This is a genomic window from Streptomyces sp. NPDC008317 (assembly GCF_042955955.1).
Lineage (GTDB): Bacteria > Actinomycetota > Actinomycetes > Streptomycetales > Streptomycetaceae > Actinacidiphila.
Window position 1 is genome coordinate 164,909 of the sequence record NZ_JBIBFQ010000009.1, and the last position, 26,391, is coordinate 191,299.

Annotated in this window: 26 protein-coding genes and 1 pseudogene; 11 read left to right on the forward strand and 16 right to left on the reverse strand. The window is 72.8% G+C overall.

Going from position 1 to position 26,391, the window contains the following annotated elements; genetic code table 11:
• Positions 1-42: 42 nt before the first annotated feature.
• Together ACFY9V_RS27285 and ACFY9V_RS27290 are read right to left on the reverse strand one after the other, a co-directional pair.
• On the reverse strand, positions 43-1,821 hold the full coding sequence (locus ACFY9V_RS27285) for a protein kinase (protein ID WP_391163407.1): 1,779 nt from the start codon (positions 1,819-1,821) through the stop codon (positions 43-45).
• A 60-nt stretch (positions 1,822-1,881) separates the two neighbouring features.
• Positions 1,882-3,588, reverse strand: coding sequence for a glycerol-3-phosphate dehydrogenase/oxidase (locus ACFY9V_RS27290; protein WP_188281981.1), 1,707 nt, complete (start codon positions 3,586-3,588; stop codon positions 1,882-1,884).
• Between the two features lie 346 nt (positions 3,589-3,934).
• On the opposite strand from ACFY9V_RS27290, the gene ACFY9V_RS27295 reads away from it, so the two are divergent.
• Both ACFY9V_RS27295 and ACFY9V_RS27300 read left to right on the forward strand, forming a co-directional pair.
• A complete protein-coding gene (locus tag ACFY9V_RS27295; RefSeq protein WP_355336803.1) occupies positions 3,935-5,215 on the forward strand; it encodes a nucleotide sugar dehydrogenase in 1,281 nt (426 codons plus the stop codon).
• 133 nt (positions 5,216-5,348) lie between these two features.
• Complete coding sequence (locus ACFY9V_RS27300; RefSeq protein WP_391050451.1) at positions 5,349-6,014, forward strand: hypothetical protein; 666 nt, start codon at positions 5,349-5,351, stop codon at positions 6,012-6,014.
• Between the two features lie 103 nt (positions 6,015-6,117).
• Here ACFY9V_RS27300 and ACFY9V_RS27305 read toward each other — a convergent pair whose 3' ends face one another.
• From ACFY9V_RS27305 to ACFY9V_RS27320, 4 genes are all read right to left on the reverse strand, one after another.
• Positions 6,118-7,239, reverse strand: coding sequence for a GuaB3 family IMP dehydrogenase-related protein (locus ACFY9V_RS27305; RefSeq protein WP_355336800.1), 1,122 nt, complete (start codon positions 7,237-7,239; stop codon positions 6,118-6,120).
• A 232-nt stretch (positions 7,240-7,471) separates the two neighbouring features.
• Positions 7,472-8,974: an IMP dehydrogenase gene (gene guaB / locus ACFY9V_RS27310; protein ID WP_355336799.1), complete on the reverse strand. Its 1,503-nt coding sequence runs from the start codon at positions 8,972-8,974 to the stop codon at positions 7,472-7,474.
• Between the two features lie 231 nt (positions 8,975-9,205).
• The gene (locus ACFY9V_RS27315; RefSeq protein WP_355336798.1) at positions 9,206-9,826 is read right to left on the reverse strand and encodes a sigma-70 family RNA polymerase sigma factor; all 621 of its coding nucleotides are present in this window, start codon (positions 9,824-9,826) and stop codon (positions 9,206-9,208) included.
• 225 nt (positions 9,827-10,051) lie between these two features.
• Entirely contained in the window at positions 10,052-10,663 is a 612-nt protein-coding gene (locus ACFY9V_RS27320; RefSeq protein ID WP_003948568.1) for a response regulator transcription factor, read from the reverse strand.
• Positions 10,664-11,132: 469 nt separating this feature from the next.
• Between ACFY9V_RS27320 and ACFY9V_RS27325 the strand changes: the two are divergent.
• Together ACFY9V_RS27325 and ACFY9V_RS27330 are read left to right on the forward strand one after the other, a co-directional pair.
• Positions 11,133-11,447 (forward strand): annotated as a pseudogene (locus ACFY9V_RS27325) (WhiB family transcriptional regulator); the annotation flags it as partial.
• A gap of 18 nt (positions 11,448-11,465) precedes the next feature.
• Positions 11,466-11,633 (forward strand): pentapeptide repeat-containing protein, encoded by a 168-nt coding sequence (locus tag ACFY9V_RS27330; RefSeq protein ID WP_391163552.1) that lies wholly within the window; start codon positions 11,466-11,468, stop codon positions 11,631-11,633.
• A gap of 160 nt (positions 11,634-11,793) precedes the next feature.
• Here the strand turns inward: ACFY9V_RS27330 and ACFY9V_RS27335 are convergent, their stop codons facing one another.
• Positions 11,794-12,699: a LysR substrate-binding domain-containing protein gene (locus ACFY9V_RS27335; RefSeq protein WP_391050441.1), complete on the reverse strand. Its 906-nt coding sequence runs from the start codon at positions 12,697-12,699 to the stop codon at positions 11,794-11,796.
• A gap of 84 nt (positions 12,700-12,783) precedes the next feature.
• Here ACFY9V_RS27335 and ACFY9V_RS27340 point away from each other — a divergent pair, with 84 nt between their 5' ends.
• From ACFY9V_RS27340 to ACFY9V_RS27360, 5 genes are all read left to right on the forward strand, one after another.
• Positions 12,784-13,950, forward strand: a complete 1,167-nt coding sequence (locus tag ACFY9V_RS27340) for an aminotransferase class V-fold PLP-dependent enzyme (protein WP_391163409.1) — start codon at positions 12,784-12,786, stop codon at positions 13,948-13,950.
• Positions 13,951-14,024: 74 nt separating this feature from the next.
• Positions 14,025-14,813 (forward strand): GNAT family N-acetyltransferase, encoded by a 789-nt coding sequence (locus ACFY9V_RS27345; protein ID WP_391163411.1) that lies wholly within the window; start codon positions 14,025-14,027, stop codon positions 14,811-14,813.
• Between the two features lie 19 nt (positions 14,814-14,832).
• Complete coding sequence (locus ACFY9V_RS27350) at positions 14,833-15,498, forward strand: MOSC domain-containing protein (RefSeq protein ID WP_391050438.1); 666 nt, start codon at positions 14,833-14,835, stop codon at positions 15,496-15,498.
• A 10-nt stretch (positions 15,499-15,508) separates the two neighbouring features.
• A complete protein-coding gene (locus ACFY9V_RS27355; RefSeq protein WP_391163412.1) occupies positions 15,509-16,180 on the forward strand; it encodes an MOSC domain-containing protein in 672 nt (223 codons plus the stop codon).
• Positions 16,181-16,214: 34 nt separating this feature from the next.
• The gene (locus tag ACFY9V_RS27360; protein WP_391163414.1) at positions 16,215-16,991 is read left to right on the forward strand and encodes an SDR family NAD(P)-dependent oxidoreductase; all 777 of its coding nucleotides are present in this window, start codon (positions 16,215-16,217) and stop codon (positions 16,989-16,991) included.
• Positions 16,992-17,554: 563 nt separating this feature from the next.
• On the opposite strand, the gene groL is transcribed toward ACFY9V_RS27360, so the two are convergent.
• Both groL and groES read right to left on the reverse strand, forming a co-directional pair.
• On the reverse strand, positions 17,555-19,180 hold the full coding sequence (groL, locus tag ACFY9V_RS27365) for a chaperonin GroEL (RefSeq protein WP_355336791.1): 1,626 nt from the start codon (positions 19,178-19,180) through the stop codon (positions 17,555-17,557).
• A gap of 136 nt (positions 19,181-19,316) precedes the next feature.
• Complete coding sequence (groES, locus tag ACFY9V_RS27370) at positions 19,317-19,625, reverse strand: co-chaperone GroES (protein ID WP_093740451.1); 309 nt, start codon at positions 19,623-19,625, stop codon at positions 19,317-19,319.
• Between the two features lie 231 nt (positions 19,626-19,856).
• On the opposite strand from groES, the gene ACFY9V_RS27375 reads away from it, so the two are divergent.
• Positions 19,857-21,122: a methyltransferase domain-containing protein gene (locus tag ACFY9V_RS27375; protein ID WP_391163416.1), complete on the forward strand. Its 1,266-nt coding sequence runs from the start codon at positions 19,857-19,859 to the stop codon at positions 21,120-21,122.
• On the opposite strand, the gene ACFY9V_RS27380 is transcribed toward ACFY9V_RS27375, so the two are convergent.
• Genes ACFY9V_RS27380 through tsaB form a run of 5 tightly spaced genes read right to left on the reverse strand, consistent with a single transcriptional unit; the run spans position 21,113 to position 24,746 of the window.
• Positions 21,113-22,045, reverse strand: coding sequence for a polysaccharide deacetylase family protein (locus ACFY9V_RS27380; protein ID WP_391163417.1), 933 nt, complete (start codon positions 22,043-22,045; stop codon positions 21,113-21,115). The genes ACFY9V_RS27375 and ACFY9V_RS27380 overlap by 10 nt on opposite strands.
• Before the next feature lie 19 nt (positions 22,046-22,064).
• Complete coding sequence (locus tag ACFY9V_RS27385; protein ID WP_391050434.1) at positions 22,065-22,337, reverse strand: hypothetical protein; 273 nt, start codon at positions 22,335-22,337, stop codon at positions 22,065-22,067.
• Positions 22,334-23,503: a tRNA (adenosine(37)-N6)-threonylcarbamoyltransferase complex transferase subunit TsaD gene (gene tsaD, locus ACFY9V_RS27390; protein ID WP_391163419.1), complete on the reverse strand. Its 1,170-nt coding sequence runs from the start codon at positions 23,501-23,503 to the stop codon at positions 22,334-22,336. The genes ACFY9V_RS27385 and tsaD overlap by 4 nt, the downstream gene beginning before the upstream one ends.
• Positions 23,504-23,508: 5 nt before the next feature.
• Positions 23,509-24,036, reverse strand: a complete 528-nt coding sequence (gene rimI / locus ACFY9V_RS27395; protein ID WP_355337193.1) for a ribosomal protein S18-alanine N-acetyltransferase — start codon at positions 24,034-24,036, stop codon at positions 23,509-23,511.
• Between the two features lie 44 nt (positions 24,037-24,080).
• On the reverse strand, positions 24,081-24,746 hold the full coding sequence (gene tsaB, locus ACFY9V_RS27400; RefSeq protein ID WP_391163420.1) for a tRNA (adenosine(37)-N6)-threonylcarbamoyltransferase complex dimerization subunit type 1 TsaB: 666 nt from the start codon (positions 24,744-24,746) through the stop codon (positions 24,081-24,083).
• Between the two features lie 101 nt (positions 24,747-24,847).
• On the opposite strand from tsaB, the gene ACFY9V_RS27405 reads away from it, so the two are divergent.
• The gene (locus tag ACFY9V_RS27405; RefSeq protein ID WP_355336785.1) at positions 24,848-25,399 is read left to right on the forward strand and encodes a hypothetical protein; all 552 of its coding nucleotides are present in this window, start codon (positions 24,848-24,850) and stop codon (positions 25,397-25,399) included.
• Positions 25,400-25,424: 25 nt separating this feature from the next.
• Here ACFY9V_RS27405 and ACFY9V_RS27410 read toward each other — a convergent pair whose 3' ends face one another.
• Both ACFY9V_RS27410 and tsaE read right to left on the reverse strand, forming a co-directional pair.
• Positions 25,425-25,634: a hypothetical protein gene (locus tag ACFY9V_RS27410; protein WP_355336784.1), complete on the reverse strand. Its 210-nt coding sequence runs from the start codon at positions 25,632-25,634 to the stop codon at positions 25,425-25,427.
• Between the two features lie 150 nt (positions 25,635-25,784).
• Positions 25,785-26,384, reverse strand: coding sequence for a tRNA (adenosine(37)-N6)-threonylcarbamoyltransferase complex ATPase subunit type 1 TsaE (tsaE, locus tag ACFY9V_RS27415; RefSeq protein ID WP_391163421.1), 600 nt, complete (start codon positions 26,382-26,384; stop codon positions 25,785-25,787).
• Positions 26,385-26,391 lie beyond the last annotated feature (7 nt).

Consider the following 26,391-nt stretch of genomic DNA (forward strand, 5'->3'; position numbering starts at 1 on the left):
CACCCATCATCCCCGAACGGGGGACGCGGAAGCGAACCCGGCTTATGGGTTCGATAGCCGGAAACCGGCCACAGCGTTCGTGAACACCGGTCGGTAGGTGTCCCATTCGGCGTCCGGAGCCGACAGGTAGACCGCGTACTCACGACCACCCGGCTTGCCGAATCCGAGGTCGATCGCATGGAACTTGCGGACCGAGCCCTGGAAGGTGAACTCCCACAGCGCGGCGGGCATCCCCAACTGCACGGTGCGGATCATCCGTTCACGGTGGTACTCGTCAACCTGCTCCTGGGTCTGCGGCTCCAGAGTCAGCCAGTGCTCGTACGGGTCGTCGCTGCCGAAGTCCAGCGAGGTGATCTTCAGGCCGATCTTGCCGGTCGGGTCGATGAAGTCGACCTCGTCGCCGTCGTTCTTGACCTGCCGTGTCCAGCCGTCGGGCACCGGCACCGCGTAACCGTGGTCGGACTCCGTGACCAGGTGGTAGCCGTCGGGGACCGGCGGGGGCGGCGCCGTGGTGCTCGGCGTGGGACCGGCCGAGGACGTGGTGCCGGTGGGCGGTGTGCTGACCGCGGTGGTGGGGCCGGGGCTCGCGTCCTTACCGGAGCCGCCGTTGTGGATGACGGCGAAGGCGGTGCCCGCGGCCACGAGGGCGAGGACGGCGACGCCCGCGATCCACGCTCCGGTACGGCGGCGCGGCCGTTCGGGGCGGTGCGCGCCGGAGTGCGGGCCGGTGTCGGGGCCTGAACCGCCCGCGCCCGTACCGAAACCGGCGGCCGTTCCCGTACCGGTTCCCGTGGAGTAGGGCGGCGGGGGCCCGAAGGAGTCGGCGTACGGAGGGGAGTGCGCGCCGCCGGGGGGCGGGGCGCCGGGCACCTGGGTCACGGTGGCGGTCCGGCCGTCGCCCGCGGGGTAGGTGAACCGGTCGGTGTCGACCTGCCCGGTGTCGGGTTCTGCCAGCGGAATCCGCAGCAGCCGCTCGGTCTCGGCCGCGGAAAGCCGCTCGGCCGGTTCCTTGGCGAGCAGCCCGGCGATCACCTGGGTCAGCGCGCCCGCGTTGGCGGCCGGCAGCACCGGCTCCTCGGCGATGGCGTACGCGGTCTCGATCGCGGTCGGCCGCCGGAAGGGCGACTCGCCCTGGACGGCCTGGTAGAGGGTGGCGCCCAGCGCCCACAGGTCGGCCTCGGGTCCCGGCAGGGCGCCCCTGATCCGCTCGGGCGACAGGAAGTCGATGGAGCCGATGAGTTCGCCGGTCCGGGTGAGGGTGGAGGTGCCGGACGCCTGGGCGATGCCGAAGTCGGTGAGGACCACGCGCCCGCTGCCGTAGCCCTGTTCCGCGGAAGCGCCCTCGACGGGCGCGCCGCCCTCGACGCCGAGCAGGACGTTGCCCGGCTTGACGTCGCGGTGCAGCACTCCGGCGCGGTGCGCGGCCCGCAGCGCGGCGACCATGCCGCGGCCGATCCTGGCGACTTCGGCGACCGGCAGCGGTCCGTGCTTCTTGAGCTGTTCGCCGAGCGTGACCGACGGGACGTACTCCATGACGATGGACGGCAGTCCCTCGTCGTCCACGACGTCGTGCACGACCACCACGTTGGGGTGGCTGATCCGGGCGGCGGCGCGCGCCTCGCGGCGGGTGCGTTCGAAGAGGGTGGCCAACTCGTCGTCGTGCATGTGCGGCTGGGGCGGGTGCAGCTTCTTCACCGCGACCTGCCGGCCGAGGAGTTCGTCCTCGGCCCGCCACACGGTGCCCATGCCGCCCCGGCCGATGCGTTCGAGCAGCCGGTACCGGCCCGCGACCAACCGCCCCTCGTCGGCCTGTCCCGTCATCTCGCGCCCTTCCGCCCGCTCCCCCGACGCGCGCCGCGTCTCCCCCGAGACGCACCGTGCCTAGAGGGGAACGATATCGGGCGCGCCCAGCCTGGCCGCATCCGCGGTCAGATCATCGGGCTGGAGCTGCGACTCGCGCTCGGCCTCCACGCGCTTCTCGTAGTAGGCCACTTCCTTGTCGATCTGGTCCTTGTCCCAGCCCAGGACGGGTGCCATCAACTCGGCGGCCTCGCGGGCGCTGCGGGTGCCGCGGTCGAAGGTCTCGATCGAGATCCGGGTCCTGCGGGCGAGCACGTCGTCCAGGTGGCGGGCGCTCTCGTACATCGCCGCGTAGACGATCTCGGCCCGCAGGTAGTCGTCGGCCGAGGTCAGCGGGGCGCCCAGCGACGGGTCCTCGGCGATCAGCGCGAGCACCTCCTCGGCGAGCGAGCCGTACCGGTTGAGCAGGTGCTCCACCCGGGCGACGTGCAGTCCGGTGCGGGCGGCGGTGCGGGCGCGGGCGTTCCACAGCGCGTGGTAGCCCTCGGCGCCGACCAGCGGCACATCCTCCGTGCAGCACTCGGCCACCCGGTGGTCCAGGCCGTGCACGGCCTCGTCGACCGCGTCCTTGGCCATCACGCGGTACGTCGTGTACTTGCCGCCCGCGACCACCACGAGTCCCGGCACCGGGTGCGCCACGGTGTGCTCGCGCGAGAGCTTGCTGGTGGCATCCGACTCCCCGGCCAGCAGCGGACGCAGGCCCGCGTAGACGCCCTGGACGTCGTCCCTGGTCAGCGGGGTGGACAGCACCGAGTTGACGTGTTCGAGCAGGTAGTCGATGTCGGCGCTGGACGCCGCCGGGTGGGCCTTGTCCAGGTCCCAGTCGGTGTCGGTGGTGCCGATGATCCAGTGCCTGCCCCAGGGGATGACGAAGAGCACGCTCTTCTCGGTCCGCAGGATGAGCCCGGTGGTGGAGTGGATCCGGTCCTTGGGGACCACCAGGTGGATGCCCTTGGACGCGCGGACGTGGAACTGGCCGCGCTCGCCGATCAGCGCCTGCGTGTCGTCGGTCCACACCCCGGTGGCGTTGACGATCTGCTTGGCGCGGATCTCGTACTCGCCGCCCTGCTCGCCGTCCTGCACCCGCGCGCCGACGACGCGCTCGCCCTCGCGGAGGAAGCCGATCACCCGCGCCTGGTTGGCGACCTGCGCGCCGTAGGAGGCGGCGGTACGCACCAGGGTGGTGACGAAGCGCGCGTCGTCGACCTGCGCGTCGTAGTACTGGAGCGCGCCGACCAGCGCGTCCTTGCGCAGCGCGGGCGCGACCTGGAGGGCGTGCTTACGGGTGAGGTGGCGGTGCACCGGCAGGCCGCGGCCGTGCGCGGAGGAGACCGACATGGTGTCGTACAGCGCGACGCCGGAGCCCGCGTAGAGCCGCTCCCACGCCTTGTGCTGCAAGGGGTAGAGGAACGGGACCGGCCGCACCAGGTGCGGGGCGAGGCGTTCCAGGAGCAGGCCGCGCTCCTTGAGGGCCTCGCGGACCAGCGCGAAGTCCAGCATCTCCAGGTAGCGCAGGCCGCCGTGGATCAGCTTGCTCGACCGGCTCGACGTGCCGGACGCCCAGTCGCGGGCCTCGACCAGACCAGTGGACAGGCCACGGGTGACGGCGTCCAGCGCTGTTCCCGCGCCGACCACCCCGCCGCCCACGACCAGCAGGTCCAGCTCGTGCTCGGCCATCCGGGCCAGTGCCCCGGCCCGCTCGGCGGGGCCCAGTGTTGACGTACGCATCCGTGTGCCTCCCATGGTGGCGGCGCTCTCGCGTGCCGCCGCGGTGGATAGCCCTCCACTCGATAGTGACCGCCACCGCCGCGAGCGGCCACCCTTGACCCGCCGTCGAGGGGGGTGCCGGGGCGCGCCCGCGGTGCGGCGAGGCGGTGAACGCCCTGCGGGCAGGGCGTCCGGGCCGTCCCTCTCCTACCCGGCGATCCCGTGCCTCTTCTGCCCGTAACCCGGATGACTGCACGGCGCGCCGTGCGGTCATATCAGTCATTTGTCTGGTTAGCCTGATTTAAAGCCATCCGTGGAGCCATCCGTGGAGTCCCCGTGGTGGTCGCAAGGGAGAGGACTGAACCGCATGCCCGCAGACCTCGCAGTGCTCGGACTCGGCCGCACCGGACTTCCCCTCGCCCAGGCGGCGACCGCCGCGGGCGTCGGCGTCATCGGCTACGAACCCGACCCGGCCGCCGCGGCCGACATCAACGCGGGCCGCGTACCGCCGGGCACGCTCGCCGCCGCCGACCTGCGCCGGATGCTCGCGGGCGGCTTCCGCGCGACCGCGGACCCGGCGGTGCTCGGCCGGGTCAGGACCGCCGTGATCTGCGCGCCCACCCCGCTCGGCGAGGACCGCGCCCTGGACCTGACGGCGGTGTCCGCCGCCGCCCGCGCGCTCGCCGGGCACCTGCGCCCGCACACCACCGTCGTCCTGGAGTCGGCGGTCTACCCCGGCACCACCGAGGGGTTCCTGCGCCCGCTGCTGGAGGCCGACGGGCTGCGCGCGGGCCGGGACTTCCACCTCGCCTACTCCCCCAGCCGCCTCGACCCCGGCAACCGGGACTTCCACCTCGCCAACACCCCCAAGGTGATCGGCGGTTGCACCCCCGCCTGCACCGAGGCCGCCGCCGCCTTCTACGGCCGCTTCACCGAACGCATCGTGCGCGCCCGCGGCCCCCGCGAGGCCGAGGCGGTCAATCTGCTGGAGACCAACTACCGGCACGTCAACATCGCCTTCGCCAACGAGATGGCGGTCTTCTGCCACGACCTCGGCGTCGACCTGTGGGACGTGATCCGCTGCGCCGAGACCAAGCCGTTCGGCTTCCAGGCGTTCCGACCGGGACCCGGCGTCGGCGGCCCGGCCGCCGCCCTCGACCCCAACGCCGTCCCGCTCTTCGCCGCCATGCCCGCCCAGGGCCAGGTCCGGATGCTCGGCCACCCGCTGCGGATGGTCGAACTGGCCCAGGAGGTCAACTCCCGCATGCCGCGCTACGTCGTCCAGCGCGCCGCCGCGCTGCTCAACGAGCACGGCAAGTCCCTGCGCGGCGCCCGCGTCCTGCTGCTCGGCGTCACCTACAAGGCCGACCTGGCCTCCCAGGAGGGCGCCCCCGCCCGCGAGATCGGCACCCGGCTCATCGAACTCGGCGCGCAGCTGTGCTACCACGACCCCTACGTACCGCAGTGGCGCGTTCTCGACCGTCCGGTGCCGCGCGCCGACTCCCTGTGGGAGGCCGCCTCCGAGGCCGATCTGACGGTGCTGCTCCAGCACCACCGCACGTACGACCTCCAGGGTCTGGCGGTCAAGGCGCAACTCCTGCTGGACACAAGGGGGGCGACGCCCGCGGGTGCGGCGGCGCGGCTGTAGCGGCCCGCCGGGGCGGGGTTCCCGATCCGCGTGTAGTGGTCATGTAACGACCGGAAGAACAACTTGTCCGATTGTCACCCCCTGCTGCTAGATTTCGGCGTCCATCGTCGAATGCCGTATCCCGGGGGACCCCATGAGCGCCAACTACCCGCCGCCGCAGCAGCCGCAGCAGCCCGGTGGCCAGAATCCGTACGGACCGCCGCCGGGCGCCGGATACGGCTACCCGCAGCAGCCCCAGGCCCCGTACGGCCAGCAGCCCCAGGCGCCCTACGGTCAGCAGCCCCAGCAGCAGTGGGGCGCGCCGCCCGCGCCCGGCGCCTTCAACCCGGCCGCCTACCCGCCGCCGGCGCCGGTCGCCCGCCGCGACAACCCCGGACTCGGCTTCCTGGTCGGCCTGCTGGCCGCGATCGTCGCCGCGCTCGCGTACGGCGGCATCCTGCGCGCGCTGTCCAGCGACGACGGCAGCACCCACGAATTCCGGCTGATGGCGATCGGCGTCGGCGCGCTCGTCGGCCTCGCCGTCGGCAAGGCCGGCGGACGCAACCCGGCCCTGCCGTTCGTGGCCGTCCTGCTCGCGCTGTTCGCGGTCGTCTTCGGCGAACTCTTCGGCGGCGCCCTGGTGATCAGCCACTACGTGTCGGGCCAGGGCGGCTCGATGCCGGTCACCGACATCTTCTTCCACCACTTCGGCGACCTGCTCGACTCGTGGAAGCAGGACTTCAGCTTCATGCGCTTCCTCTTCCTCGCCGTCGCCGCGTTCATCTCCTTCGGCGTCGCGAAGCACGCGGGCGACAACTGACGACAACCGCCCCGGCGCGGTGACGCGTACCGCGCCATGACGCGACGAGGGGCCGTACCGCGCAGGCGGTACGGCCCCTCGTCCGTGCTAATGCGTGTGCGCCCTAGCGGTGGTGGGTCGGGGAGACCGTCACCTCGACGCGCTGGAACTCCTTCAGGTCCGAGTAGCCGGTGGTGGCCATCGAGCGGCGCAGGGCGCCGAAGAAGTTCATCGAGCCGTCGGGCGCGTGGGACGGGCCGAGCAGGATCTGCTCGGTGGTGCCCGCGGTGCCGAGGTTCATCCGCTTGCCGCGCGGCAGTTCGGTGTTGACCGCCTCCATGCCCCAGTGGAAACCGCGGCCCGGCGCGTCGGTGGCGCGGGCCAGCGGGGAGCCCATCATCACGGCGTCCGCGCCGCACGCGACCGCCTTGGGCAGGTCACCGCTGGCGCCGAAGCCGCCGTCCGCGATGACGTGCACGTACCGGCCGCCGGACTCGTCCATGTAGTCCCTGCGGGCGGCGGCGACATCGGCCACCGCGGTCGCCATCGGCACCTGGATGCCCAGCACATTGCGCGTGGTGTGCGCGGCGCCGCCGCCGAAGCCGACGAGGACGCCCGCGGCGCCGGTCCGCATCAGGTGCAGCGCCGCCGTGTACGTGGCGCAGCCCCCGACGATCACCGGCACGTCGAGTTCGTAGATGAACTGCTTGAGGTTCAGCGGCTCGTGCGAGCCGGAGACGTGCTCGGCGGAGACCGTGGTGCCGCGGATCACGAACAGGTCGACGCCCGCGTCCACGACCGCCTTCGAGAACTGCGCGGTGCGCTGCGGCGACAGCGCGGCCGCCGTCACGACGCCCGCGTCCCGGACCTCCTTGATCCGCTGCCCGATCAGCTCCTCGCGGATCGGCGCCGCGTAGATCTCCTGGAGGCGGGCCGTCGCCCGGGTGTCGTCCAGCTCCGAGATCTCCGCGAGCAGCGGCTCCGGGTCGTCGTACCGGGTCCACAGCCCTTCGAGGTTCAGCACCCCGAGGCCGCCGAGGTTCCCGATCCTGATCGCCGTCTCCGGCGACACCACCGAGTCCATGGGCGCCGCGAGGAACGGCAGCTCGAAGCGGTACGCGTCGATCTGCCACGCGATCGAGACCTCCTTCGGGTCCCGGGTGCGCCGGCTCGGCACGACGGCGATGTCGTCGAACGAGTACGCCCTGCGGCCTCGCTTGCCCCGACCGATCTCGATCTCTGTCACGTCCTGCGCCTTTCTTTTGACCTGCGGCCCCTCAGTATCCCCGTTCGGCCCGCGGGCGGCCCGTGCCCCGTCGGGGATGCGCCCCGGCGCGCTGCCTCGGCACAGGACCTGTGCCCCGTGGGGGCGCGGGGAGAAGAACCGCCCGGGGCCGCGCCGCTAGGAACAACGTCCAGCGCGTGGCGGACGCACAGGGGCCGCGGCCCGGAGGACCAGGGCCCGCGCAAGCGCGGCGTCAGCCGTGGTAGTTGGGGGCCTCTACGGTCATCTGGATGTCGTGGGGGTGGGACTCCTTGAGCCCGGCGGCGGTGATGCGGACGAACCGCCCCTTGGACTCCATCTCGGAGACGGCGGCGGCGCCGACGTAGCCCATGGTCTGCCGGAGACCGCCGATGAGCTGGTGGAGGACGGCGGACAGCGGTCCGCGGTACGGCACCTGGCCCTCGATCCCCTCGGGCACGAGCTTGTCGTCGGAGGAGACCTCGGCCTGGAAGTAGCGGTCCTTGGAGTAGGAGCGGCCCTGGCCGCGGGACTGCATCGCGCCGAGCGACCCCATGCCCCGGTAGGACTTGAACTGCTTGCCGTTGATGAAGAGCAGCTCCCCGGGGGACTCCTCGCACCCGGCGAGCAGGCTGCCGAGCATGACGCTGCTGGCGCCCGCGGCGAGCGCCTTGCCGATGTCGCCGCTGTACTGGAGGCCGCCGTCGCCGATGACCGGCACCCCGGCCTCGATGCACGCCTGCGCGGCCTCGTAGATCGCGGTGACCTGCGGGACGCCGATGCCCGCGACGACGCGGGTGGTGCAGATGGAGCCGGGTCCGACACCGACCTTGACGCCGTCGACACCGGCGTCGATGAGGGCGCGGGCGCCGTCACGGGTGGCGATGTTGCCGCCGACCACGTCGACCCCGCCGACGCTGGACTTGATCTTCGCCATCCAGTTCAGCGCGTTGCTGTTGTGGCCGTGCGAGGTGTCCACGACGAGGAAGTCGACGCCCGCGCCGACCAGCGCCTGGGCGCGGTCCAGGGCCTCGGGGCTGGCGCCGACGGCGGCGCCGACCAGCAGCCGGCCCTCGGAGTCCTTCGCCGCGTTCGGGTACTGCTCGGCCTTGACGAAGTCCTTGACGGTGATGAGCCCGCTGAGCTTGCCGTCGGCGTCGACCAGCGGCAGCTTCTCGATCTTGTGGCGGCGCAGCAGCGCCATCGCGTCGACCCCGGAGATCCCGACCTGGCCGGTGACCAGCGGCATCGGGGTCATGACCTCGCGGACCTGGCGGGAGCGGTCGCTCTCGAAGGCCATGTCGCGGTTGGTGACGATGCCGAGCAGCCGCCCGGACGCGTCGGTGACGGGCACGCCGCTGATCCGGAACTTCGCGCAGAGCGCGTCCGCGTCGGCGAGCGTCGCGTCGGGCCTGACGGTGATCGGGTCGGTGACCATGCCGGACTCGGACCGCTTCACCAGGTCGACCTGGTTGACCTGGTCCTCGATCGACAGATTGCGGTGCAGCACGCCGACGCCGCCCTGGCGGGCCATCGCGATGGCCATCCGGGCCTCGGTGACCTTGTCCATGGCGGCGGACAGCAGCGGGATGTTCACCCGGACGTTGCGGGAGATGAGGGAGGAGGTGTCCACCTGGTTGGGCAGCACCTCTGACGCCCCCGGAAGCAGCAGCACATCGTCATAGGTCAGCCCGAGTGTGGCGAACTTCTCAGCTACTCCGTCGGCGTTCAGCGTCATGACACCTTCCCGAATGGTCTTGCCCGGCGAGTTGTTCAATGGTAGTGGCTTCGCCGCTATTCCCATGACGCGCTCAGCCGGGCCCGTACACCCGTACGGTCACCAGCGGTCGGACCGCGCGGTCGGACCGCGCCGTCGCACCCGGGTGCCGGGCCCGGTGCCGGGCCCGCCCGTCCGTTTCCGCCCGTCCGTTTCCGCCCGTCCGTTTCCGCCCGTCCGTTTCCGCGTGTCCTACGCCGAGAGACCCGGCGCGTCCCCGGCTGCGGGCGCCCCCGCCGTCTGTTCCGCGATGGCGCGCAGCCGGCTGAGCGCGCGGTGCTGCGCCACCCGTACGGCCCCCGGCGACATGCCGAGCACCTGGCCGGTCTCCTCGGCGCTCAGCCCGACGGCGACCCGCAGCAGCACCAACTCGCGCAGGTGGTCAGGGAGGTTGTCGAGCAGCTTCTTGGCCCAGGCGGCGTCGCTGTTGAGCAGCGCGCGCTCCTCGGGGCCGAGTGAATCGTCCGGTTTCTCCGGCATCTCGTCGGACGGAACGGCGGTGCTGCCGGGCCCGCGCATGGCGGCCCGTTGCAGATCGGCGACCTTGTGGGCGGCGATGGAGACCACGAAGGCCTCGAACGGCCGCCCCAGGTCGCGGTAGCGGGGCAGGGCGCACAGCACCGCGAGACAGACCTCTTGGGCGAGGTCGTCGACGAAGTGCCGGGCGTCGCCCGGAAGACGGGACAGTTTGGTGCGGCAGTACCGCTCGGCGAGCGGGTGGACATGCGCGAGCAGGTCGTGTGTCGCCTGCTCGTCGCCGTCGACTGCGCGCCGGACAAGGGCACCGATGGCCGGAGTGTCGTCGTCGCGCATCCACCCATGGTGCCTCGCCGCGGCGCGATCCGCGTCATCGCGGCCGTACTTCTGCACCGAAGCGTTATGAGCGGCCGAACCCGACGCTGTCATCTCCGCCATGTGAGGCCCCCGCCGATCCCCGAGGAAGTCCATACGTCAAGCATGCGTCCTCCCCCGGGAAACCGAGGACTTGTGGGCGACTTCGCCGGAACGGCCGCCCTCTCGGGCGTACGACACGACGGCTCAGCGAACCAGGCCCCAGCGGAAGCCGAGCGCCACGGCGTGGGCCCGGTCGGACGCGCCGAGCTTCTTGAACAGCCGCCTGGCGTGCGTCTTCACGGTGTCCTCGGAGAGGAACAGCTCACGGCCGATCTCGGCGTTGGAGCGTCCGTGGCTCATGCCTTCGAGCACCTGGATCTCGCGGGCGGTGAGGGTGGGCGCGGCGCCCATCTCGGCCGAGCGCAGCCGCCGCGGGGCGAGCCGCCAGGTGGGGTCGGCCAGCGCCTGCGTCACGGTCGCCCGCAGTTCGGCGCGCGAGGCGTCCTTGTGCAGGTAGCCGCGGGCACCGGCGGCGACGGCGAGCGCCACGCCGTCCAGGTCCTCGGCGACCGTGAGCATGATGATCCGGGCGCCGGGGTCGGCCGACAGCAGCCGCCGTACGGTCTCGACGCCGCCGAGGCCGGGCATGCGGACGTCCATCAGGATCAGGTCCGACCGGTCGGCACCCCAGCGGCGGAGGACTTCCTCGCCGTTGGCCGCGGTGGTTACGCGCTCGACACCGGGCACGGTGGCCACCGCGCGGCGCAGGGCCTCTCGGGCGAGCGGGGAGTCGTCGCAGACGAGGACAGAAGTCATGACCGCCCTCCGCAGCTGAACCGCGTCACGTTGTGCCTCCAGGCTGTACGAATGTTCACCGTTGAGGCTGACGGCCTCGGGCACCTGCCCGATTCACTTGTCCGCCAACCGCTTCCGCCAGACTCAACGACCCTCACCCGAAAGAGTTACGAAGTTTGCCGACGGTCATCGGCACTCTACGTGATCATGCGCACACGGATCGCCCAGGCCGCAGGTCAGACGGGTGAGAGAGCCGGTATTTCGGAGGCGGAACGATTCCTCTACGGCCGAGCGGCCCTGCCCGGATGCTGCCGAACGGGTGTTATGCCAGATTTTTCACTGTTTGGACGCTCTTTCGCGCCTTGTGGGCTATTCGCCACTAGATTGGCGATGAGTCATATTTACATCTACTACGACAGTAGATGTACGGTCGAGACGCTGACTCTTCACGGCCTCCCAGACCGACACACACCCTCCGAGGGGATAAGCAATGGCAGACTTCTCCCGCCTTCCCGGCCCCAACGCCGACCTCTGGGACTGGCAGCTCGTGGCCGCCTGCCGAGGCGTCGACAGCTCGCTCTTCTTCCACCCCGAGGGCGAGCGGGGCGCCGCCCGGAGCGCGCGCGAGGCCTCCGCCAAGGAGGTGTGCATGCGCTGTCCCGTACGGGCCGAATGCGCCACCCACGCCCTCGCCGTCCGCGAGCCCTACGGGGTCTGGGGCGGCCTCACCGAGGACGAGCGCGAGGCGATGATGGGCCGCTCGCGGTCGCGGATGCCCTCGGCGGACGCCGAAGCGGGCCGCTCCGAGCGCGAGCCGTCGGACGTGCGCGACGCGACCGACCTGCACGACGCCGACCTGCATGACGCCGACCTGGACGACACCGACCTGCACGACAGGTCCGAGCTGCACGACGCCGACCTGCACGATTCTGACCTGCACGACGCCGACCTGCACGACGCGTCCGACATCCGCGACGCGTCCCACGTGTGAGCGCGCTTCCGCGAGACGCCAGCAGAATCGTTCCTGCACTCCCGGTGCCGTCGGCACTCCCGGTTTCATCGGCCCCGTCGGCCCTGTCCGCCCTGACGCGTACGGCACGCGCGGCGCGCCGCCCGCCGGGCCCGGCTGACGGGCGACCGGTGCCCTGAGATCAGCGGGCCGCCGCCTGCGCGAGGCGGCCGAGCATCATGTCCACCGCCGGGACGTTCGCCAGATCGGGCAGCGTGAGGGCCACCACCTCGCGCTGCACGGCCGGACGCACCTCCACCACGGCGACGCCCTTGGGACGTACTGACTCCAGCGCCAGCTCCGGCAGCACCGCGACCCCGAGACCGGCCGCCACCAGGCCGACCACCGCCGGGTAGTCGTCGGTCGCGAAGTCGATCCGCGGGGTGAACCCGGCCCGCTCGCACACCTCCACGAGGTGGCGGCGGCAGCGCGCGCACCCCGCGATCCACTGCTCCTGCTCCAGCTCCGCGATGTCCACCGGGCGCCCGCCGACGGCGAGCGCGTGCCCCTCCGGGACGACGCCGACCAGCCGGTCGGTGAGCAGCGGGCGCACGACGAGGTCGTCCCACGACTCCTCGGCCGGGGTCGGCAGATCCACGTAGCGGAACGCCAGGGTGATGTCGCAGTCGCCCGCGCGCAGCATCTCCACCGAGCGCGGCGGCTCGGCCTCCTCCAGCGACACCTTCGTGCCCGGGTACTGCGCGCGCATCGCCGCGACCGCGCCCGGCACCAGCGTGGAGCTGCCCGAGGGGAACGAGGTGAGGCGTACGCGTCCGGCCCGCAGCCCCGCGATCGCCGCGACCTCCTCCTCGGCCGCCGTCAGCCCGGCCAGGATGCCGACGGCGTGCCTGACCAGCACGTCACCCGCCTCCGTCAGCCGGGTCTCGCGGGCGCCGCGGACCAGCAGCGGGGTGCCCGCGGAGTGCTCCAGCGCCTTCATCTGCTGGCTGACGGCGGGCTGGGTGCAGCCCAGTTCGCGGGCCGCCGCGGAGAACGAACCGGTGCGGGCGACGGCCCGCAGCACCCGGAGATGACGTGCCTCGATCATCCGCCCACCATAAGCGGAACTTAGGGATACCCGACAGATATCGGTAATGGACTTTGAGGCGGGCCCGCGCCACGCTGAGGAGCCATGGACGCCATCGCATTCGGCAGCACAGGCCCAGGCAGCGGTACAGGCAGCGGTACGGGTGCGGACAGCGGTACGGGCGCGGGCGCCGGCGGCGCCTCGGGGGGCGGCCTCGCCGCGGACCGCCTCATCCGCGCCGAGTATCCGGACCTCGACCCCGCCGCGCCCTACCTCAACACCGCCACCGTCGGGCTGCTCCCGGCCCGCACCGCGGCGGCGCTGCGCGGGGCCGTCGACGAGTGGGCGGCGGGCCGCCCCGACACCGACGCCTTCGAGGCGGCCGTCGTCTCGGCGCGCGCCGCCTACGCCCGGATCGTCGGGGTGGCGGTGGAGCGGGTGGCGCTGGCCAGCACGGTCGCCGAGAGCGTCGGGCTGATCGCGGCGCGGCTGCCGCCCGGCGCCGAAGTGGTCGTCGCCGACCGGGACTTCAGCTCCCTCGTGCAGCCCTTCGCCGCCCGCGAGGACCTGGACCTGCGGATCGTGCCGCTGGACGCGCTCGCCGACGCGGTGCGGCCGGGCACCGCGCTGGTCGCCGTCAGCGCCGTGCAGTCCGCCGACGGCCGGGTCGCCGACCTGCCCGCGATCCGCGCCGCCGCCGCGGCCCACGGCGCCCGTACGCTCCTGGACGGCACCCAGTCCGTCGGCTGGCTCCCGCTGTGCGCCGACGACTACGACTACGTGGTCTGCCACGCCTACAAGTGGCTGCTCAGCCCGCACGGCGCCTGCTTCCTGACCGTGCGCGCGGGCGCCGAGCCGACCCTCTCCCCCGGCTTCGCGGGCTGGTACGCCGCCGACGACCCCTGGGAGTGGTGCTACGGCCCCGTCACCCGGCTGGCCCCCGGCGCCCGCCGCTTCGACGCCCGCCCCGCCTACCTCCCCCTCGTCGGCGCCGCCGCCTCCCTCTCCCTGATCGAGGAGATCGGCGTCCCCGCGATCCACGCCCACGACACCGCCCTCGCCGCCCGCTTCCGCGACGGACTCACCGCCCTCGGCCACACCCCCGTCCCCGGCCCCTCCGCCACCGTCACCGTCGCCCTCCCCCCGACCGCCCCCGCCCGCCTCACCGCCGCCGCCGTCCGCTTCTCCACCCCCACCACCTCCCTCCGCTTCGCCTTCCACCTCTACAACACCCCCTCCGACATCGACCACACCCTCGAATCCCTCGCCTGACGCCTCTCCCGGCGGGGCGCGTCGCGGGGGGAAATCGGTTGGGGGTGGGGGGGTGGGCGTGTTGGGATGGGGGGATGGATCGCGCTTATGTACTCGGGTTGTTCGATGCTCAGATGCGGCGGGACGCTCCGCCGGAGGGGGCGGGGACGCGGGTGGAGCGGGGCGGCGGGGTGGTGCGGCAGGTGGGGGCCGCGGTGCACGACTGGAGCGGGGTGCTCTGGTCGGAGTTGGACGAGGACAGCGCGGGCCCCGCGGTCCAGGCGCAGCTCGCGTGGCTGAAGTCGCCCGAGGGGGCGGGCCGGGAGTTCGAGTGGAAGCTCTACTCGCACGACCGGCCGGCCGATCTGGGCGAGCGGCTGCGCGCGGCGGGGTTCGTGCCGGAGGAGCCGGAGACGCTGATGGTCGCGGAGGTCGCGGCGCTGCCCGGCGAGCCCGTCCCGCCGGACGGTGTACGGCTGGTGGAGGTGACCGACGCCGCCGGGGTGGACCTGCTGGCCGCCGTGCACGAGGAGGCGTTCGGTACGGGCGCGGAGCAGTTGCGCGAGCGGCTGCTGGACGCGCTCGCGCAGGCGCCGGACGAGATCGCGCTGGTGCTGGCGATGGCGGGCGACCGGCCGGTCTGCGGGGCCCGCATGGAGATGCCGCCGGGCAAGGACTTCGCGAGCCTGTGGGGCGGCGGCACCGTCGCCGAGTGGCGGGGGCGCGGCGTCTACCGCGCGCTGATCGCCCACCGGGCCCGTATCGCCGCCGTCCGCGGCTACCGCTACCTCCAGGTCGACGCGATGGACGCCAGCCGCCCCATCCTCCAGCGCCTCGGCTTCAGCGCCCTGAGCGTCACCACCCCGTACCTCTACCAGCCCTGAGAGCGGAGGCGCGCCCCGCATGGGACTGCTGCTGAGCGTCAACATCGGCCACCCGCGCCCCAACCCGTGGAAGCGGCTGCCGGCGACCGGCATCGACAAACGGCCGGTCACCGGCCCGGTACGGGTCACCGCGCCGGGTCCGAAGGGGGACGGCGCGGTCGGTCTGGCCGGTGACCGCGCGCACGACGTCAAGCACCACGGCGGCGCCGACCAGGCCGTCTACGCGTACGCCCGCGAAGACCTCGACCACTGGGGCCGCGAGTTGGGCCGTACCTTCGCCAACGGCTTCTTCGGCGAGAATCTGACCACCTCCGGCATCGACGTCAACGCCTCGCTGATCGGCGAGCGCTGGCGGATCGGCGCGCGCGGACCCCTCCTGGAGGTGTCCTGCCCGCGCATCCCGTGCGCGACCTTCGCGGGCTGGCTCGGCGAGAACCGGTGGCTGCGGCGCTTCACCGACGCGGCGCTGCCGGGCCCGTATCTGCGGGTGATCGAGCCGGGCGAGATCCGCGCGGGGGACCCGGTCGAGGTCGTGCACCGGCCGGACCACGAGGTCACCGTCGCGCTGTCCTTCCGGGCCTTCACCACCGAGCCCGAGCTGCTGCCGCTGCTGACCGGCCTCGACGCCCTCCCCCGCGAGGACCGCGACGCGATCCGCCGCCGCCTCGCCCGCGACGCGAAATAGGCTGCCTCCCATGTCCCGAGTGCGCTCCGTGAACGTCGCCCGCCCCCTCGTCGTGCCCTACACCGACGGCGAAGGCGGCCTCACCGGCATCGGGAAGCTCCCGGTGACCGGACCCGTCGCCGTCACGGCGCCCGGACCGCGCGGCGTCGCGGGCGGCGGCCTCGCCGGGGACACCGTCTGCGACCTGCGCTTCCACGGCGGCGACGAACAGGCGGTGTACGCGTACGCCCGCGAGGATCTCGACCGCTGGGAGCGGCGGCTGGGGCGCGAGCTGCCCGACGGCCGCTTCGGCGAGAATCTGACCACCACCGGCATCGACGTCAACGCCTCGCTGATCGGCGAGCGCTGGCGGATCGGCGCCGCGGGGCTCGTCCTCGAAGTGACCTCGCCCCGCATCCCGTGCCGCACCTTCGCCGGGTGGCTGGACGAACGCGGATGGGTCAAGCGGTTCACCCAGGAGGGGCTGCCTGGCCCGTTCCTGCGGGTGATCACACCGGGCGAGGTCCGCGCGGGGGACCCGGTCGAGGTCGTGCACCGGCCGGACCACGAGGTCACCGTCGCCTTCCTCTTCCGGGCGATGACCCTGGAGTCCGAGCTGCTGCCGCGGGTCATGGCCGCGGCCGACACCATGAACCGTACGTATCTGGAGGCGGTCAACAGCCGCTTGAGTCCGGCGCGTTGACGAAGGGTCCGGCGGCGGCCCGTACGCTGCCGGGATGACGACTTCACTGGTCACCGGGGCGACCTCCGGCATCGGAGCGGCCTTCGTACGACGGCTCGCCGCCGACGGACACGCCCTCGTCCTCGTCGCCCGCGACGAACAGCGGCTCGCCGACACCGCGGCCGGGCTGCGCGAGCGGTACGGGGCCGACGTCGAGGCGCTCCCCGCCGACCTCACCACCGACGACGGGATCGCCGCCGTGGAAGCGCGGCTGCGCGACCGGGAACGGCCCGTCGACGTCCTCGTCAACAACGCCGGTTTCGGCAACCACGGCACCTTCCTCGACGCCCCCATGTCCGACGAGCTGCGCATGCTCAAGCTGCACTGCGAGGCCGTGCTGCGCCTCACCGGCGCGGCCGTCGAGACCATGCGCCCGCGGGGGCGCGGGTACGTGATCAACGTCTCGTCCGTCGCGGCCTACATGCCTCGCGGCACGTACGGGGCCAGCAAGGCGTGGATCGTCCACTTCACCGAGGGCGTGGCCGCCGAGACGGCCGGGTCCGGCGTGCGGCTCCTCGCCCTGTGCCCCGGCTTCGTCCGCACCGAATTCCACGCCCGGGCCGGGATGGACGCCTCCCGGCTGCCCTCCTTCGCCTGGCTCGACGCCGATGCCGTGGTCACGGCGGCTCTGCGTGATCTCGCCCGCCGACGCACTCTCAGCGTGCCCTCCGCTCGCTACAAACTCGCCGTGTCCCTTGCCCGGCACCTTCCTCCCGGCCTCTACGCAGCCGCCTCCACCCGCGCCGGCCGCCGCTTCGACCCCCGTGGGTAAGCCGATCCCTCAGCTCACGCCCCCAGGGCCGCAGCTACGCGCGCCGGGCCGACGCAGGGCCTGTTTTTAGGGGCAACGGGTACGCGCGCCACGCTGGCGCAGGACCTGTTTTTTAGGGGCACGGGTACGCGCGCGGCGCCGACGCAGGGCCTGCTTTTAGGGGCGCGGGGAACTGCGCGACCAGCCCCCACCGGGCTTTCAGCCCGAGAACAACAGCGACTGCCCCGCTGGGGCCGGTTTTCACGGCGCACCAGCGCCGTGGCTGAGCGCGCAGTTCCCCGCGCCCCTAACTACACGGCGTGCCGCCTCGGCAGAAGAACCGCCCCGGGGTCGCGCCCCGAAAAAGATCGGCCTGACGCCCAGCGCAAGGAAACCGTCCCGGGGCCGCGCCCGAAAAAGATCGGCGTGACGCTCAGCGCAAGGGAGCCGTCCGGGGGGCGTCGCGGGGAAGGCGGTGTGCCGTCTGTCGGGGAGGCGACGTAGGGCGGGGGTGGGGAAAGGGGGCGGCCCCGGCACCCTCGTGAGGGTGCCGGGGCCGCCCCGGTGGAACCGACGGACGTCACTCAGTGGGAGTGACCGTGCCCACCGTGCCCCGCGTCAGCGGGCTCCTCTTCCTTCTTCTCCACGACCAGCGTCTCCGTCGTCAGCAGCAGCGACGCGATCGAGGCCGCGTTCTCCAGCGCGGAGCGCGTGACCTTGACCGGGTCGATGACGCCGGCCTTGACGAGGTCGCCGTACTCACCGGAGGCGGCGTTGAAGCCGTGGTTCTTCTCCAGCTCGGCCACCTTGGCGGTGATGACGTAGCCCTCGAGACCGGCGTTCTCGGCGATCCAGCGCAGCGGCTCGACGGCGGCGCGGCGGACGACGGCGACACCGGTCGCCTCGTCACCGGTCTTGCCGAGGTTGCCCTCCAGGACCTTGACGGCGTGGACGAGCGCGGAGCCGCCGCCGGAGACGATGCCTTCCTCGACCGCGGCGCGGGTCGCGGAGATGGCGTCCTCCAGACGGTGCTTCTTCTCCTTGAGCTCGACCTCGGTGGCCGCGCCGACCTTGATGACGCAGACGCCGCCGGCGAGCTTGGCCAGGCGCTCCTGGAGCTTCTCGCGGTCCCAGTCCGAGTCGGTGGTGCCGATCTCGGCCTTGATCTGGTTGACGCGGCCCTCGATCTCGGCCTTGTCACCGGCGCCGTCGACGATCGTGGTGTCGTCCTTGGTGACGGTGATGCGGCGGGCGGTGCCGAGCAGGTCGAGACCGGCCTGGTCGAGCTTGAGGCCGACCTCCTCGGCGATGACCGTGGCGCCGGTCAGCGTCGCGATGTCGCCCAGCATGGCCTTGCGGCGGTCACCGAAGCCGGGCGCCTTGACGGCGACGGCGTTGAACGTGCCGCGGATCTTGTTGACCACCAGGGTCGACAGGGCCTCGCCCTCGACGTCCTCGGCGATGATCAGCAGCGGCTTGGACGCGCCGGACTGGATGACCTTCTCCAGCAGCGGCAGCAGGTCCTGGATCGAGGAGATCTTGCCCTGGTGGATGAGGACGTAGGGGTCGTCGAGGACCGCTTCCATCCGCTCCTGGTCGGTGACGAAGTACGGCGACAGGTAGCCCTTGTCGAACGCCATGCCCTCGGTGAAGTCCAGCTCCAGGCCGAAGGTGTTGGACTCCTCGACGGTGATGACACCGTCCTTGCCGACCTTGTCCATCGCCTCGGCGATCAGGTCGCCGACCTGCTTGTCCTGCGCGGACAGCGCGGCGACGGCGGCGATGTCCTCCTTGCCCTCGATCGCGCGGGCGGTGGCGAGCAGCTCCTCGGACACGGCCTTGACGGCGGCGTCGATGCCCTTCTTCAGGGCGGCCGGGGAGGCGCCCGCGGCCACGTTGCGCAGGCCCTCGCGGACCAGGGCCTGGGCCAGCACGGTCGCGGTGGTGGTGCCGTCACCCGCGATGTCGTTGGTCTTGGTCGCCACCTCCTTGACGAGCTGGGCGCCCAGGTTCTCGTAGGCGTCCTCCAGCTCCACCTCACGGGCGATGGTCACGCCGTCGTTGGTGATGGTGGGGGCGCCGAACTTCTTGTCGATGACGACGTTGCGGCCCTTGGGACCGATCGTCACCTTCACGGTGTCGGCGAGCTTGTTGACGCCGCGCTCAAGGGCGCGACGGGCGTCCTCGTCGAACTTCAGGGTCTTGGCCATGCCTGTGAACTACCTCGTCTACTCGTCAAATCACGTCGTCAAGGACGGCAGGAGCAGGCAACGAAACCACCCCGGGCGCCCGGTCCGTAGGACGCGGAAACCCGGGGCGGGATCACTGCTGCGGTAAAAGCGGTGCTTACTTCTCGACGATCGCGAGGACGTCGCGAGCCGAGAGGACGAGGTACTCCTCGCCGTTGTACTTCACCTCGGTGCCGCCGTACTTGCTGTAGAGCACGACGTCGCCCACGGAGACGTCGAGCGGCAGGCGGTTGCCGTCCTCGAAGCGGCCCGGACCGACGGCCAGGACGACGCCCTCCTGGGGCTTCTCCTTGGCGGTGTCCGGGATGACCAGGCCGGAGGCCGTGGTCTGCTCGGCATCCAGCGGCTGGACCACGATGCGGTCCTCGAGCGGCTTGATGGCAACCTTGGTGCTGGCGGTCGTCACGATCCGACCTCCCCCTTCAAAGGGCTCACGGAAGAGTGTCTGTCTGGGTCGGCGACCTGGTAGGCCCGTCGTCGCGGGTGCCGGACCTGCCCGTCGCTGAGTGCTGGCACTCAGCGGTGCCGAGTGCCAGAACCGAGACTAGGACGCGCTTAGCACTCGGTCAAGCGGAGTGCCAGGCGACGCCCTCCAAAGGGGTACCCCTCGGGGGTACCAGGCCCCGTCGTCCGGCGCATGGCGGGCGGGGACAATGGCCGGGTGGACCTCCAAGGATTTGCCGGGCTGCTGTCCGGCGACGGACAGGCGCTGCTCGCGGAGTTGCGGGAGCACAGCCCCGCCGACGAGCTGGCGGCGGCCACCCGGCTGCGGCGCACGTACGACGCCGGGCTGGTGTCGGCGGCGCTGGGGCAGGCGCGGCTGCGGCAGCGGGCCGTGGCGAAATTCGGCGAGGAGGACGCGTACCGGATGTACTTCACGCCGAACGGCGTGGAGCAGTCCACCCGGAAGAGTGTCGCGACGCACCGCGCGGAGCGCTTCAGGGCGCTCGGCGTGCGGCGGCTGGCGGACCTGTGCGGGGGCATCGGCGGGGACGCCCTCGCGCTGGCGCGGGCCGGGATCGAGGTGCTGGCCGTGGACCGGGACCCGCTGGCGTGCGCGGCGGCGCGGGCGAACGCGGCGGCGCTGGGCCTGGCCGACCTGATCGAGGTGCGCTGCGCGGACGTGACGGAGGTGGACACCGCCGGGTTCGACGCGGTGTTCGTGGACCCGGCGCGCCGGACCGGCGGACCGGGCGGGGCCGCGCGCGGCACGTCGATGAGGGGTGGCGGCCGGGCGACGGGCGGGCGGACCTTCGACCCCGAGGCGTACGCGCCGCCGCTGTCCTGGGCGTTGGCCGCGGCCCGTGCGGTGCCGTTCGCCGCGGTGAAGGTCGCGCCCGGCATTCCGCACGAGGCGGTGCCGCCGGAGGCCGAGGCGGAGTGGGTCTCGGACCGCGGTGACGTGAAGGAGGCGGCGCTGTGGTTCGGCACCGAGCCCGGCGCCGTACGCGCCACGCTGCTGCCCGGCGGGGCCAGTCTGCGCACGGCGGCACCGCTGCCCGACCCGGAGGTCCGCCCGGTCGGCCGGTATCTGTACGAGCCGGACGGCGCGGTGATCCGCGCGCATCTGGTGGCGGAGGCGGCGGCCCCGCTGGACGGCGGCCTGATCGACGAGACCATCGCGTACGTGACGGCGGACGAGCTGCGGCCGACGCCGTACGCGACGGCGTACGAGATCGGCGATGTGCTGCCGTTCGGGCTGAAGCGGCTCAAGGCGCTGCTGCGGGAGCGCGAGGTCGGCGTGCTGACGGTGAAGAAGCGCGGGTCGGCGGTGGAGCCCGAGGAGGTGCGGCGCCGGGTCAAGCCGCGGGGGCCGCACGCGGCGACCGTGTTCCTGACCCGGGTGGCGGGCGCGCCCTCGATGCTGCTCGGGCGGCCGGTGACCGGGACCTCTCAGACGTAGTCCTCCAACCGGGCCACGGTGAAGCCCTGTTGGGCGATCTGCCGGAGCATGTTCGCGGTCATCTTCGTCATGGACTCGCCCTTGAGCTCACTGGGCCCGCGGAAGTGCGCCAGGATGATGTCGCCGGGGTGGAACGTGTGGTCGGGCCGCTGGAACTGCACCTTCTTGATCTGCATCGACTCGCGCCACAGGATGATCGCGCGCAGGCCACCGCAGGACCGCACCGCCTCCTTGGTGGCGGCGTTGTGGTTGCCGTAGGGCGGGCGGAAGAGGCCGGGCGCGGTGCCGTACTCGTGGGTGAGTTTCGTCTGCTGGCCGCAGATCTCGTGCTTCTGCGCGGCGAGCGACTCGGTGTTCAGGTTGGGGTGGGTCAGGGTGTGGTTCTCGATCGAGTTGCCCAGCGCCTGGAGCGGTTTGAAGAAGCCGTAGTCGTTCTGGATGATCGCGTTCGTCAGGAACATGGTGAAGGGGATCTTCAGGTCCTGCATCATCCGCACGAACTTCGGGTCCTTCTCCGCGCCGTCGTCGAAGGTGACGAAGACGATCTTCCGCGTCGTCGGGACGTCGCTGACCACCGGCAGCAGCCCCTTGCCGGTCTTGACCGGCTTCACCGCGGGCGGCGGGGGCGGGTCCGCGAGCACGGGTATGCCCCACTTGCGGAAGGCGGCGGCGCGCTCGGCCTGCGCGGAGCCGCCTGGCGTGGTGGGCTTCCCGGTGCCGCCCGCGCTCGTGGCCGTGCCCGTCGGCGCGGACGGGCCGGGCGTCGAGGCGGACGTCGAGGTGCTGCCCGAGCAGCCCGCGACGAGCAGCAGGCAGGCCGCCGCCAGCAGCGGGAGAGCGGCCCTGCTGCCGGTACGGCCCGGGCGACCGCCGGGGCGGCGACGGGCGCGGGTGGGGACGGGGGTCAGGGGATCGTGGTGCACACCCTGGCTGATGCGACTTTCAGGCGCCGGGTTCCACCGACACCGAGGTGAAGCGCCAGCGGTGCACCTGGCGGCGCACCAACGTCCCGTCCGGGTCGGGCAGTTCCGGCAGTACGGCGTCGTAGGGCGCGTCCCACCACGTGAGGATGAGCACCCGGTCGTCGGGCGCGGTGAGGAATTCGCGGCGGGTCGGCGTGCCGGGGAGCGTACGGGCCTGCTTCCTGGCCCAGTCGAGGAGGTCGGGGCCGCGGCCTTCTGCGGCGGCGGCCTCCCACATCAGCGTGACGGTCATCCGTACAGGTTGTCCTTGCTCAGCTCGTGCACATGGTCGTGGTCGTGCGCATGGCCCGGCCCGTGGTCGTGTGCGTGCGGCTGCGCGTGGCCCGGCCCGTGGCCGTGCGGGCCGGGGTGGGTGTGGCCGGGCACCGACACCTCCGTGACCGGCAGCGAGGAGTCGGCGGGCAGGTCGAGGGTGGAGGAGGCCCGGCCGCGCGCGACCATCTCGGCGCCGAGGGCCGCGACCATCGCGCCGTTGTCGGTGCACAGGCCGGGGCGCGGCACCCGCAGCCGGATGCCCGCGTCCTCGCAGCGCTCCAACGCCAGTGACCGCAGGCGGGAGTTGGCGGCGACACCGCCGCCGATCATCAGGTGGTCGACGCCGTTGTCCCGGCAGGCGCGGATCGCCTTGCGGGTCAGCACGTCCACCACGGCCTCCTGGAAGGACGCGGCCACATCGGCGATCGGCACGTCCTGGCCGTCCCTGCGCCGGGCCTCGACCCAGCGGGCCACGGCGGTCTTCAGGCCGGAGAAGGAGAAGTCGTAGACCGGGTCGCGGCCGCCGGTCAGGCCGCGCGGGAAGGCGATGGCCCCGGGGTCGCCCTCGCGGGCGTGCCGGTCGATCGCCGGGCCGCCGGGGAAGCCGAGCCCCAGCACCCTGGCGACCTTGTCGAACGCCTCGCCCGCCGCGTCGTCGATGGTCGCGCCCAACGGCCGTACGTCGCTGGTGATGTCGGGCGCGAGCAGCAGCGACGAGTGCCCGCCGGACACCAGCAGCGCCATCGTCGGCTCGGGCAGCGCGCCGTGTTCGAGCTGGTCCACGCAGATGTGCGAGGCCAGGTGGTTGACGCCGTACAGAGGCTTGCCGAGCGCGTACGCGTACGCCTTCGCCGCCGACACCCCGACCAGCAGCGCGCCCGCGAGCCCGGGGCCCGCCGTGACCGCGATGCCGTCCAGGTCGCTCGCGGCGACCCCGGCGTCCTTCAGCGCGCGCTGGATGGTGGGGACCATCGCCTCCAGGTGCGCGCGGCTGGCCACTTCGGGGACCACACCGCCGTACCGGGCGTGCTCGTCGACGCTGGAGGCGACCGCGTCGGCCAGCAGCGTGTGGCCGCGCACGATGCCGACGCCGGTCTCGTCGCACGAGGTCTCGATGCCGAGGACAAGGGGTTCGTCAGCCATGGATCTCAGTTTCCTGTACGGGTGGGAGGCGGGGCGGCCGGGTCGGTTTCGTCGGTCTGCGCGAAGGCGGCGGGGGCGACGGGGGTGGCGGCCGGGTCGGCGAGCCGCATGACGAGGGCGTCCACGTTGCCCGGCTGGTAGTAGCCCTTGCGGAAGCCGATCGGCTCGAAGCCGAAGCGCTGGTAGAGCCGCTGGGCGCGGGTGTTGTCGACCCGTACCTCCAGCAGCACCTCGTGGCACTCGGCGTCGGTGGCGGCGCGCAGCAGCGTGGTGAGAAGCCGGGCGCCGAGCCCGGTGCCCCAGTGGTCGCGGGCGGCGGCGATGGTCTGCACATCACCCGTTCCGGCGATGGCGGCGAGCCCCGCGTAGCCGACGAGCCGTCCCCCGGCGTCCTGCGCGACCACGTAGAAGCGGGTCGCGGCCGGGTGCCGGGCGTCGGCCAGCTCCGACCAGAACATCGCGCGCGACCAGGCGTCCTCGGGGAACAGGTCGTGTTCCAGGGCCAGTACGGCGTCCAGGTCCCACCAGCGCATCTCGCGCAGCGTCACGGCGGTGGCGCTCCCGTGAGCGGCCCCGGTCACTTCGGCAGTACCGCCTTGTACCCGGCGGGCACCTGCGCGTCCGGCCGCCGCAGGTACAGCGGCAGCGGCGGGTCGAAGGGCTCGTCGGCGGCCAGCCGGTACGCGGCCAGCGCCGCGAGCACGCCCGCCGACTGGTCCTCGGTGCCCTGACGGCGGTCGGTGAAGACCTCCGGGTACAGCGCGGCGCCCGCGCCGACCGACGGCAGGCCGCGTACCGCGTCCGCGATGTCGGCCGGGCGGTCCACGGCGGGCTCGGTGGCGCGGTGCCGCGGGTCGTCGTAGCGCGCCCAGTACACCTCTTTGCGGCGGGCGTCGGTGGCCACGGTGAACGGCCCGTCGAGCCCGGCCGCGCCCGCGGCCCAGGCCAGCCCGTCCAGGGTGCACACGCCGTGCACGGGGACGCCCAGCGCGTCCCCGAAGGACGCGGCCGTCACCAGGCCGACGCGCAGCCCGGTGTACGGTCCCGGGCCGACGCCGACCACGACGCCGGTGACGTGGGCGAGCGTACGGTCGGCGGCGACCAGGACCCGGTCGATCGCGGGCATCAGCAACTCGCCGTGCCGGCGCGCGTCGACGACGGTCGACTCGGCGAGGACCCGCTCCCCGTCGTGCAGGGCGGCGGTGACGGCGGGTGTGGCGGTATCGAAGGCAAGCAGCAGCACGTCCCCAAGGGTACGGCGCGCGCCCGTACGGTCGTGGCCGCGGGCGGCGCGGCTGCTACCGTCAACCGGGAGCATGTGCGAACCCCATCCGGAGGACAACCGTGGCGCGGATCAAGTCGAGCACCCTGGTCTCGGGGCTCACTGCGGCTGCCCTGGTCGTCATCGCCGTGCTCGCCGCGCAGGCGGCGGGCTCCGCGCCCGACCAGCCGCCGCAGGCCAGGCCCTCCACCTCGGCCGTGAAGTCGCCCAGCACGAAGCCGACGCCGAAGACGTATCCGCTGCCCGCCGCCTCCGGCACCGGCAGGCGCGTGGTCTACAGCATCTCCGCCAAGCGGGTGTGGCTGGTCGGTGACGCGGAGAAGGTCGACCGCACCTACGCGGTGGTCGCGGGCAATGTGGCGCCGAGCGTGGGGATACACCGCGTCTTCTCGCGGCGCGCCTCCGGCATAGGAGGCGACGGCGCCCAGGTCGAGCACGTGGTGCTCTTCGCGACGACCGACGGGATAAACGTCGGCTTCAGCGCGGCCGCGGACGGGTCGCTGGCGAAGCCTGATCCTTCGAAGCAGACGGCGGCGATCCGCGAGACGCGGCTCGACGGCACGGCGCTGTGGCAGATCGCGACGATCGGCAGCAGTGTTTTCGTCGTGAAGTAGGCGTGCGGTGAAGTAGCCGCGCGTCTCACGCGCCGGTTTCTGCCTCCGGCGCGTCCGTCGTCCTGCCCGTCGCCGTGGTGACCGGCGGGTCCGCCGGCGCGGGCTCCTCGCCGTCGTCCGGCGGGGTCGACAGTGTGCGGGCCGCGGCTCCGGCGGCCAGCAGGGCGCCGACGTTGGGCGGCGGGGTGTCCCGCCGCGGGTCCCGCGTGTCCTGGGTCCGGATCTGGGCCGGCATGTGCGCCTCCCCGAAGAGACGTAGTTAGGGCGCCCTAACCAGGTACCCGCAACCAGCAGACCACGCCCGGCCGCCCTCGCGCAACATCTTGCCGACAGCCTGTCGGAACGGAGGGCGGAGCGGGGGCCGAACGGGGGATCGGAGCGAGGGTCAGGCGCGCAGCGCGGTGAGGTCCTGGCCGGTCCAGCGCGGGCCGACGCCGGTGACGGTCACCTCGCGTACGTCGTCGCCCTCGCCGTCCCCGTCCGCCGGGCCGCCGACCGTACGGGCGATGACGACCTGGAGCCGCGCCTCCGACAGCTCCTCGACCTTGCCGTCGCCCCACTCCACGACGACCACGGACTCGGGGAGCGACACGTCGAGGTCCAGGTCCTCCATCTCGTCCAGGCCGCCGCCCAGGCGGTACGCGTCCACGTGCACCAGCGCGGGACCCGCGGTCAGGGAGGGGTGGACGCGGGCGATCACGAAGGTCGGGGAGGTGACGGCGCCGCGTACGCCCAGACCCTCGCCGAGGCCGCGGGCCAGCGTGGTCTTGCCCGCGCCCAGCTCGCCGCTGAGCAGCACCAGGTCGCCGGGGGCGAGCAGCGCGGCCAGGCGGCGGCCCAGGTCGCGCATCAGGTCGGGGGTGGGGACGGTGATCCCCACGGAGCCCGGTTCGTGCGGTGTCGCGCCGCGCCGCACCGCCTCGTGCTCGGCGGCGTTCTGCGCGGCGGTCTCGTGCGGCGGCGTGGCATCGTGCGGTGTGGCCATGAACGCG

Excerpts from the sequence above, each read along its gene's own strand:
- ACFY9V_RS27285 (WP_391163407.1), bottom strand. The coding sequence starts at position 1,821 with ATGACGGGACAGGCCGACGAGGGGCGGTTGGTCGCGGGCCGGTACCGG.
- ACFY9V_RS27290 (WP_188281981.1), bottom strand. The coding sequence starts at position 3,588 with ATGCGTACGTCAACACTGGGCCCCGCCGAGCGGGCCGGGGCACTGGCC.
- ACFY9V_RS27295 (WP_355336803.1), top strand. The coding sequence starts at position 3,935 with ATGCCCGCAGACCTCGCAGTGCTCGGACTCGGCCGCACCGGACTTCCC.
- ACFY9V_RS27300 (WP_391050451.1), top strand. The coding sequence starts at position 5,349 with ATGAGCGCCAACTACCCGCCGCCGCAGCAGCCGCAGCAGCCCGGTGGC.
- guaB (WP_355336799.1), bottom strand. The coding sequence starts at position 8,974 with ATGACGCTGAACGCCGACGGAGTAGCTGAGAAGTTCGCCACACTCGGG.
- ACFY9V_RS27315 (WP_355336798.1), bottom strand. The coding sequence starts at position 9,826 with ATGCGCGACGACGACACTCCGGCCATCGGTGCCCTTGTCCGGCGCGCA.
- ACFY9V_RS27320 (WP_003948568.1), bottom strand. The coding sequence starts at position 10,663 with ATGACTTCTGTCCTCGTCTGCGACGACTCCCCGCTCGCCCGAGAGGCC.
- ACFY9V_RS27335 (WP_391050441.1), bottom strand. The coding sequence starts at position 12,699 with ATGATCGAGGCACGTCATCTCCGGGTGCTGCGGGCCGTCGCCCGCACC.
- ACFY9V_RS27340 (WP_391163409.1), top strand. The coding sequence starts at position 12,784 with ATGGACGCCATCGCATTCGGCAGCACAGGCCCAGGCAGCGGTACAGGC.
- ACFY9V_RS27345 (WP_391163411.1), top strand. The coding sequence starts at position 14,025 with ATGGATCGCGCTTATGTACTCGGGTTGTTCGATGCTCAGATGCGGCGG.
- ACFY9V_RS27350 (WP_391050438.1), top strand. The coding sequence starts at position 14,833 with ATGGGACTGCTGCTGAGCGTCAACATCGGCCACCCGCGCCCCAACCCG.
- ACFY9V_RS27355 (WP_391163412.1), top strand. The coding sequence starts at position 15,509 with ATGTCCCGAGTGCGCTCCGTGAACGTCGCCCGCCCCCTCGTCGTGCCC.
- ACFY9V_RS27360 (WP_391163414.1), top strand. The coding sequence starts at position 16,215 with ATGACGACTTCACTGGTCACCGGGGCGACCTCCGGCATCGGAGCGGCC.
- groL (WP_355336791.1), bottom strand. The coding sequence starts at position 19,180 with ATGGCCAAGACCCTGAAGTTCGACGAGGACGCCCGTCGCGCCCTTGAG.
- ACFY9V_RS27375 (WP_391163416.1), top strand. The coding sequence starts at position 19,857 with ATGGCGGGCGGGGACAATGGCCGGGTGGACCTCCAAGGATTTGCCGGG.
- ACFY9V_RS27385 (WP_391050434.1), bottom strand. The coding sequence starts at position 22,337 with ATGACCGTCACGCTGATGTGGGAGGCCGCCGCCGCAGAAGGCCGCGGC.
- tsaD (WP_391163419.1), bottom strand. The coding sequence starts at position 23,503 with ATGGCTGACGAACCCCTTGTCCTCGGCATCGAGACCTCGTGCGACGAG.
- rimI (WP_355337193.1), bottom strand. The coding sequence starts at position 24,036 with ATGCGCTGGTGGGACCTGGACGCCGTACTGGCCCTGGAACACGACCTG.
- ACFY9V_RS27410 (WP_355336784.1), bottom strand. The coding sequence starts at position 25,634 with ATGCCGGCCCAGATCCGGACCCAGGACACGCGGGACCCGCGGCGGGAC.
- tsaE (WP_391163421.1), bottom strand. The coding sequence starts at position 26,384 with ATGGCCACACCGCACGATGCCACGCCGCCGCACGAGACCGCCGCGCAG.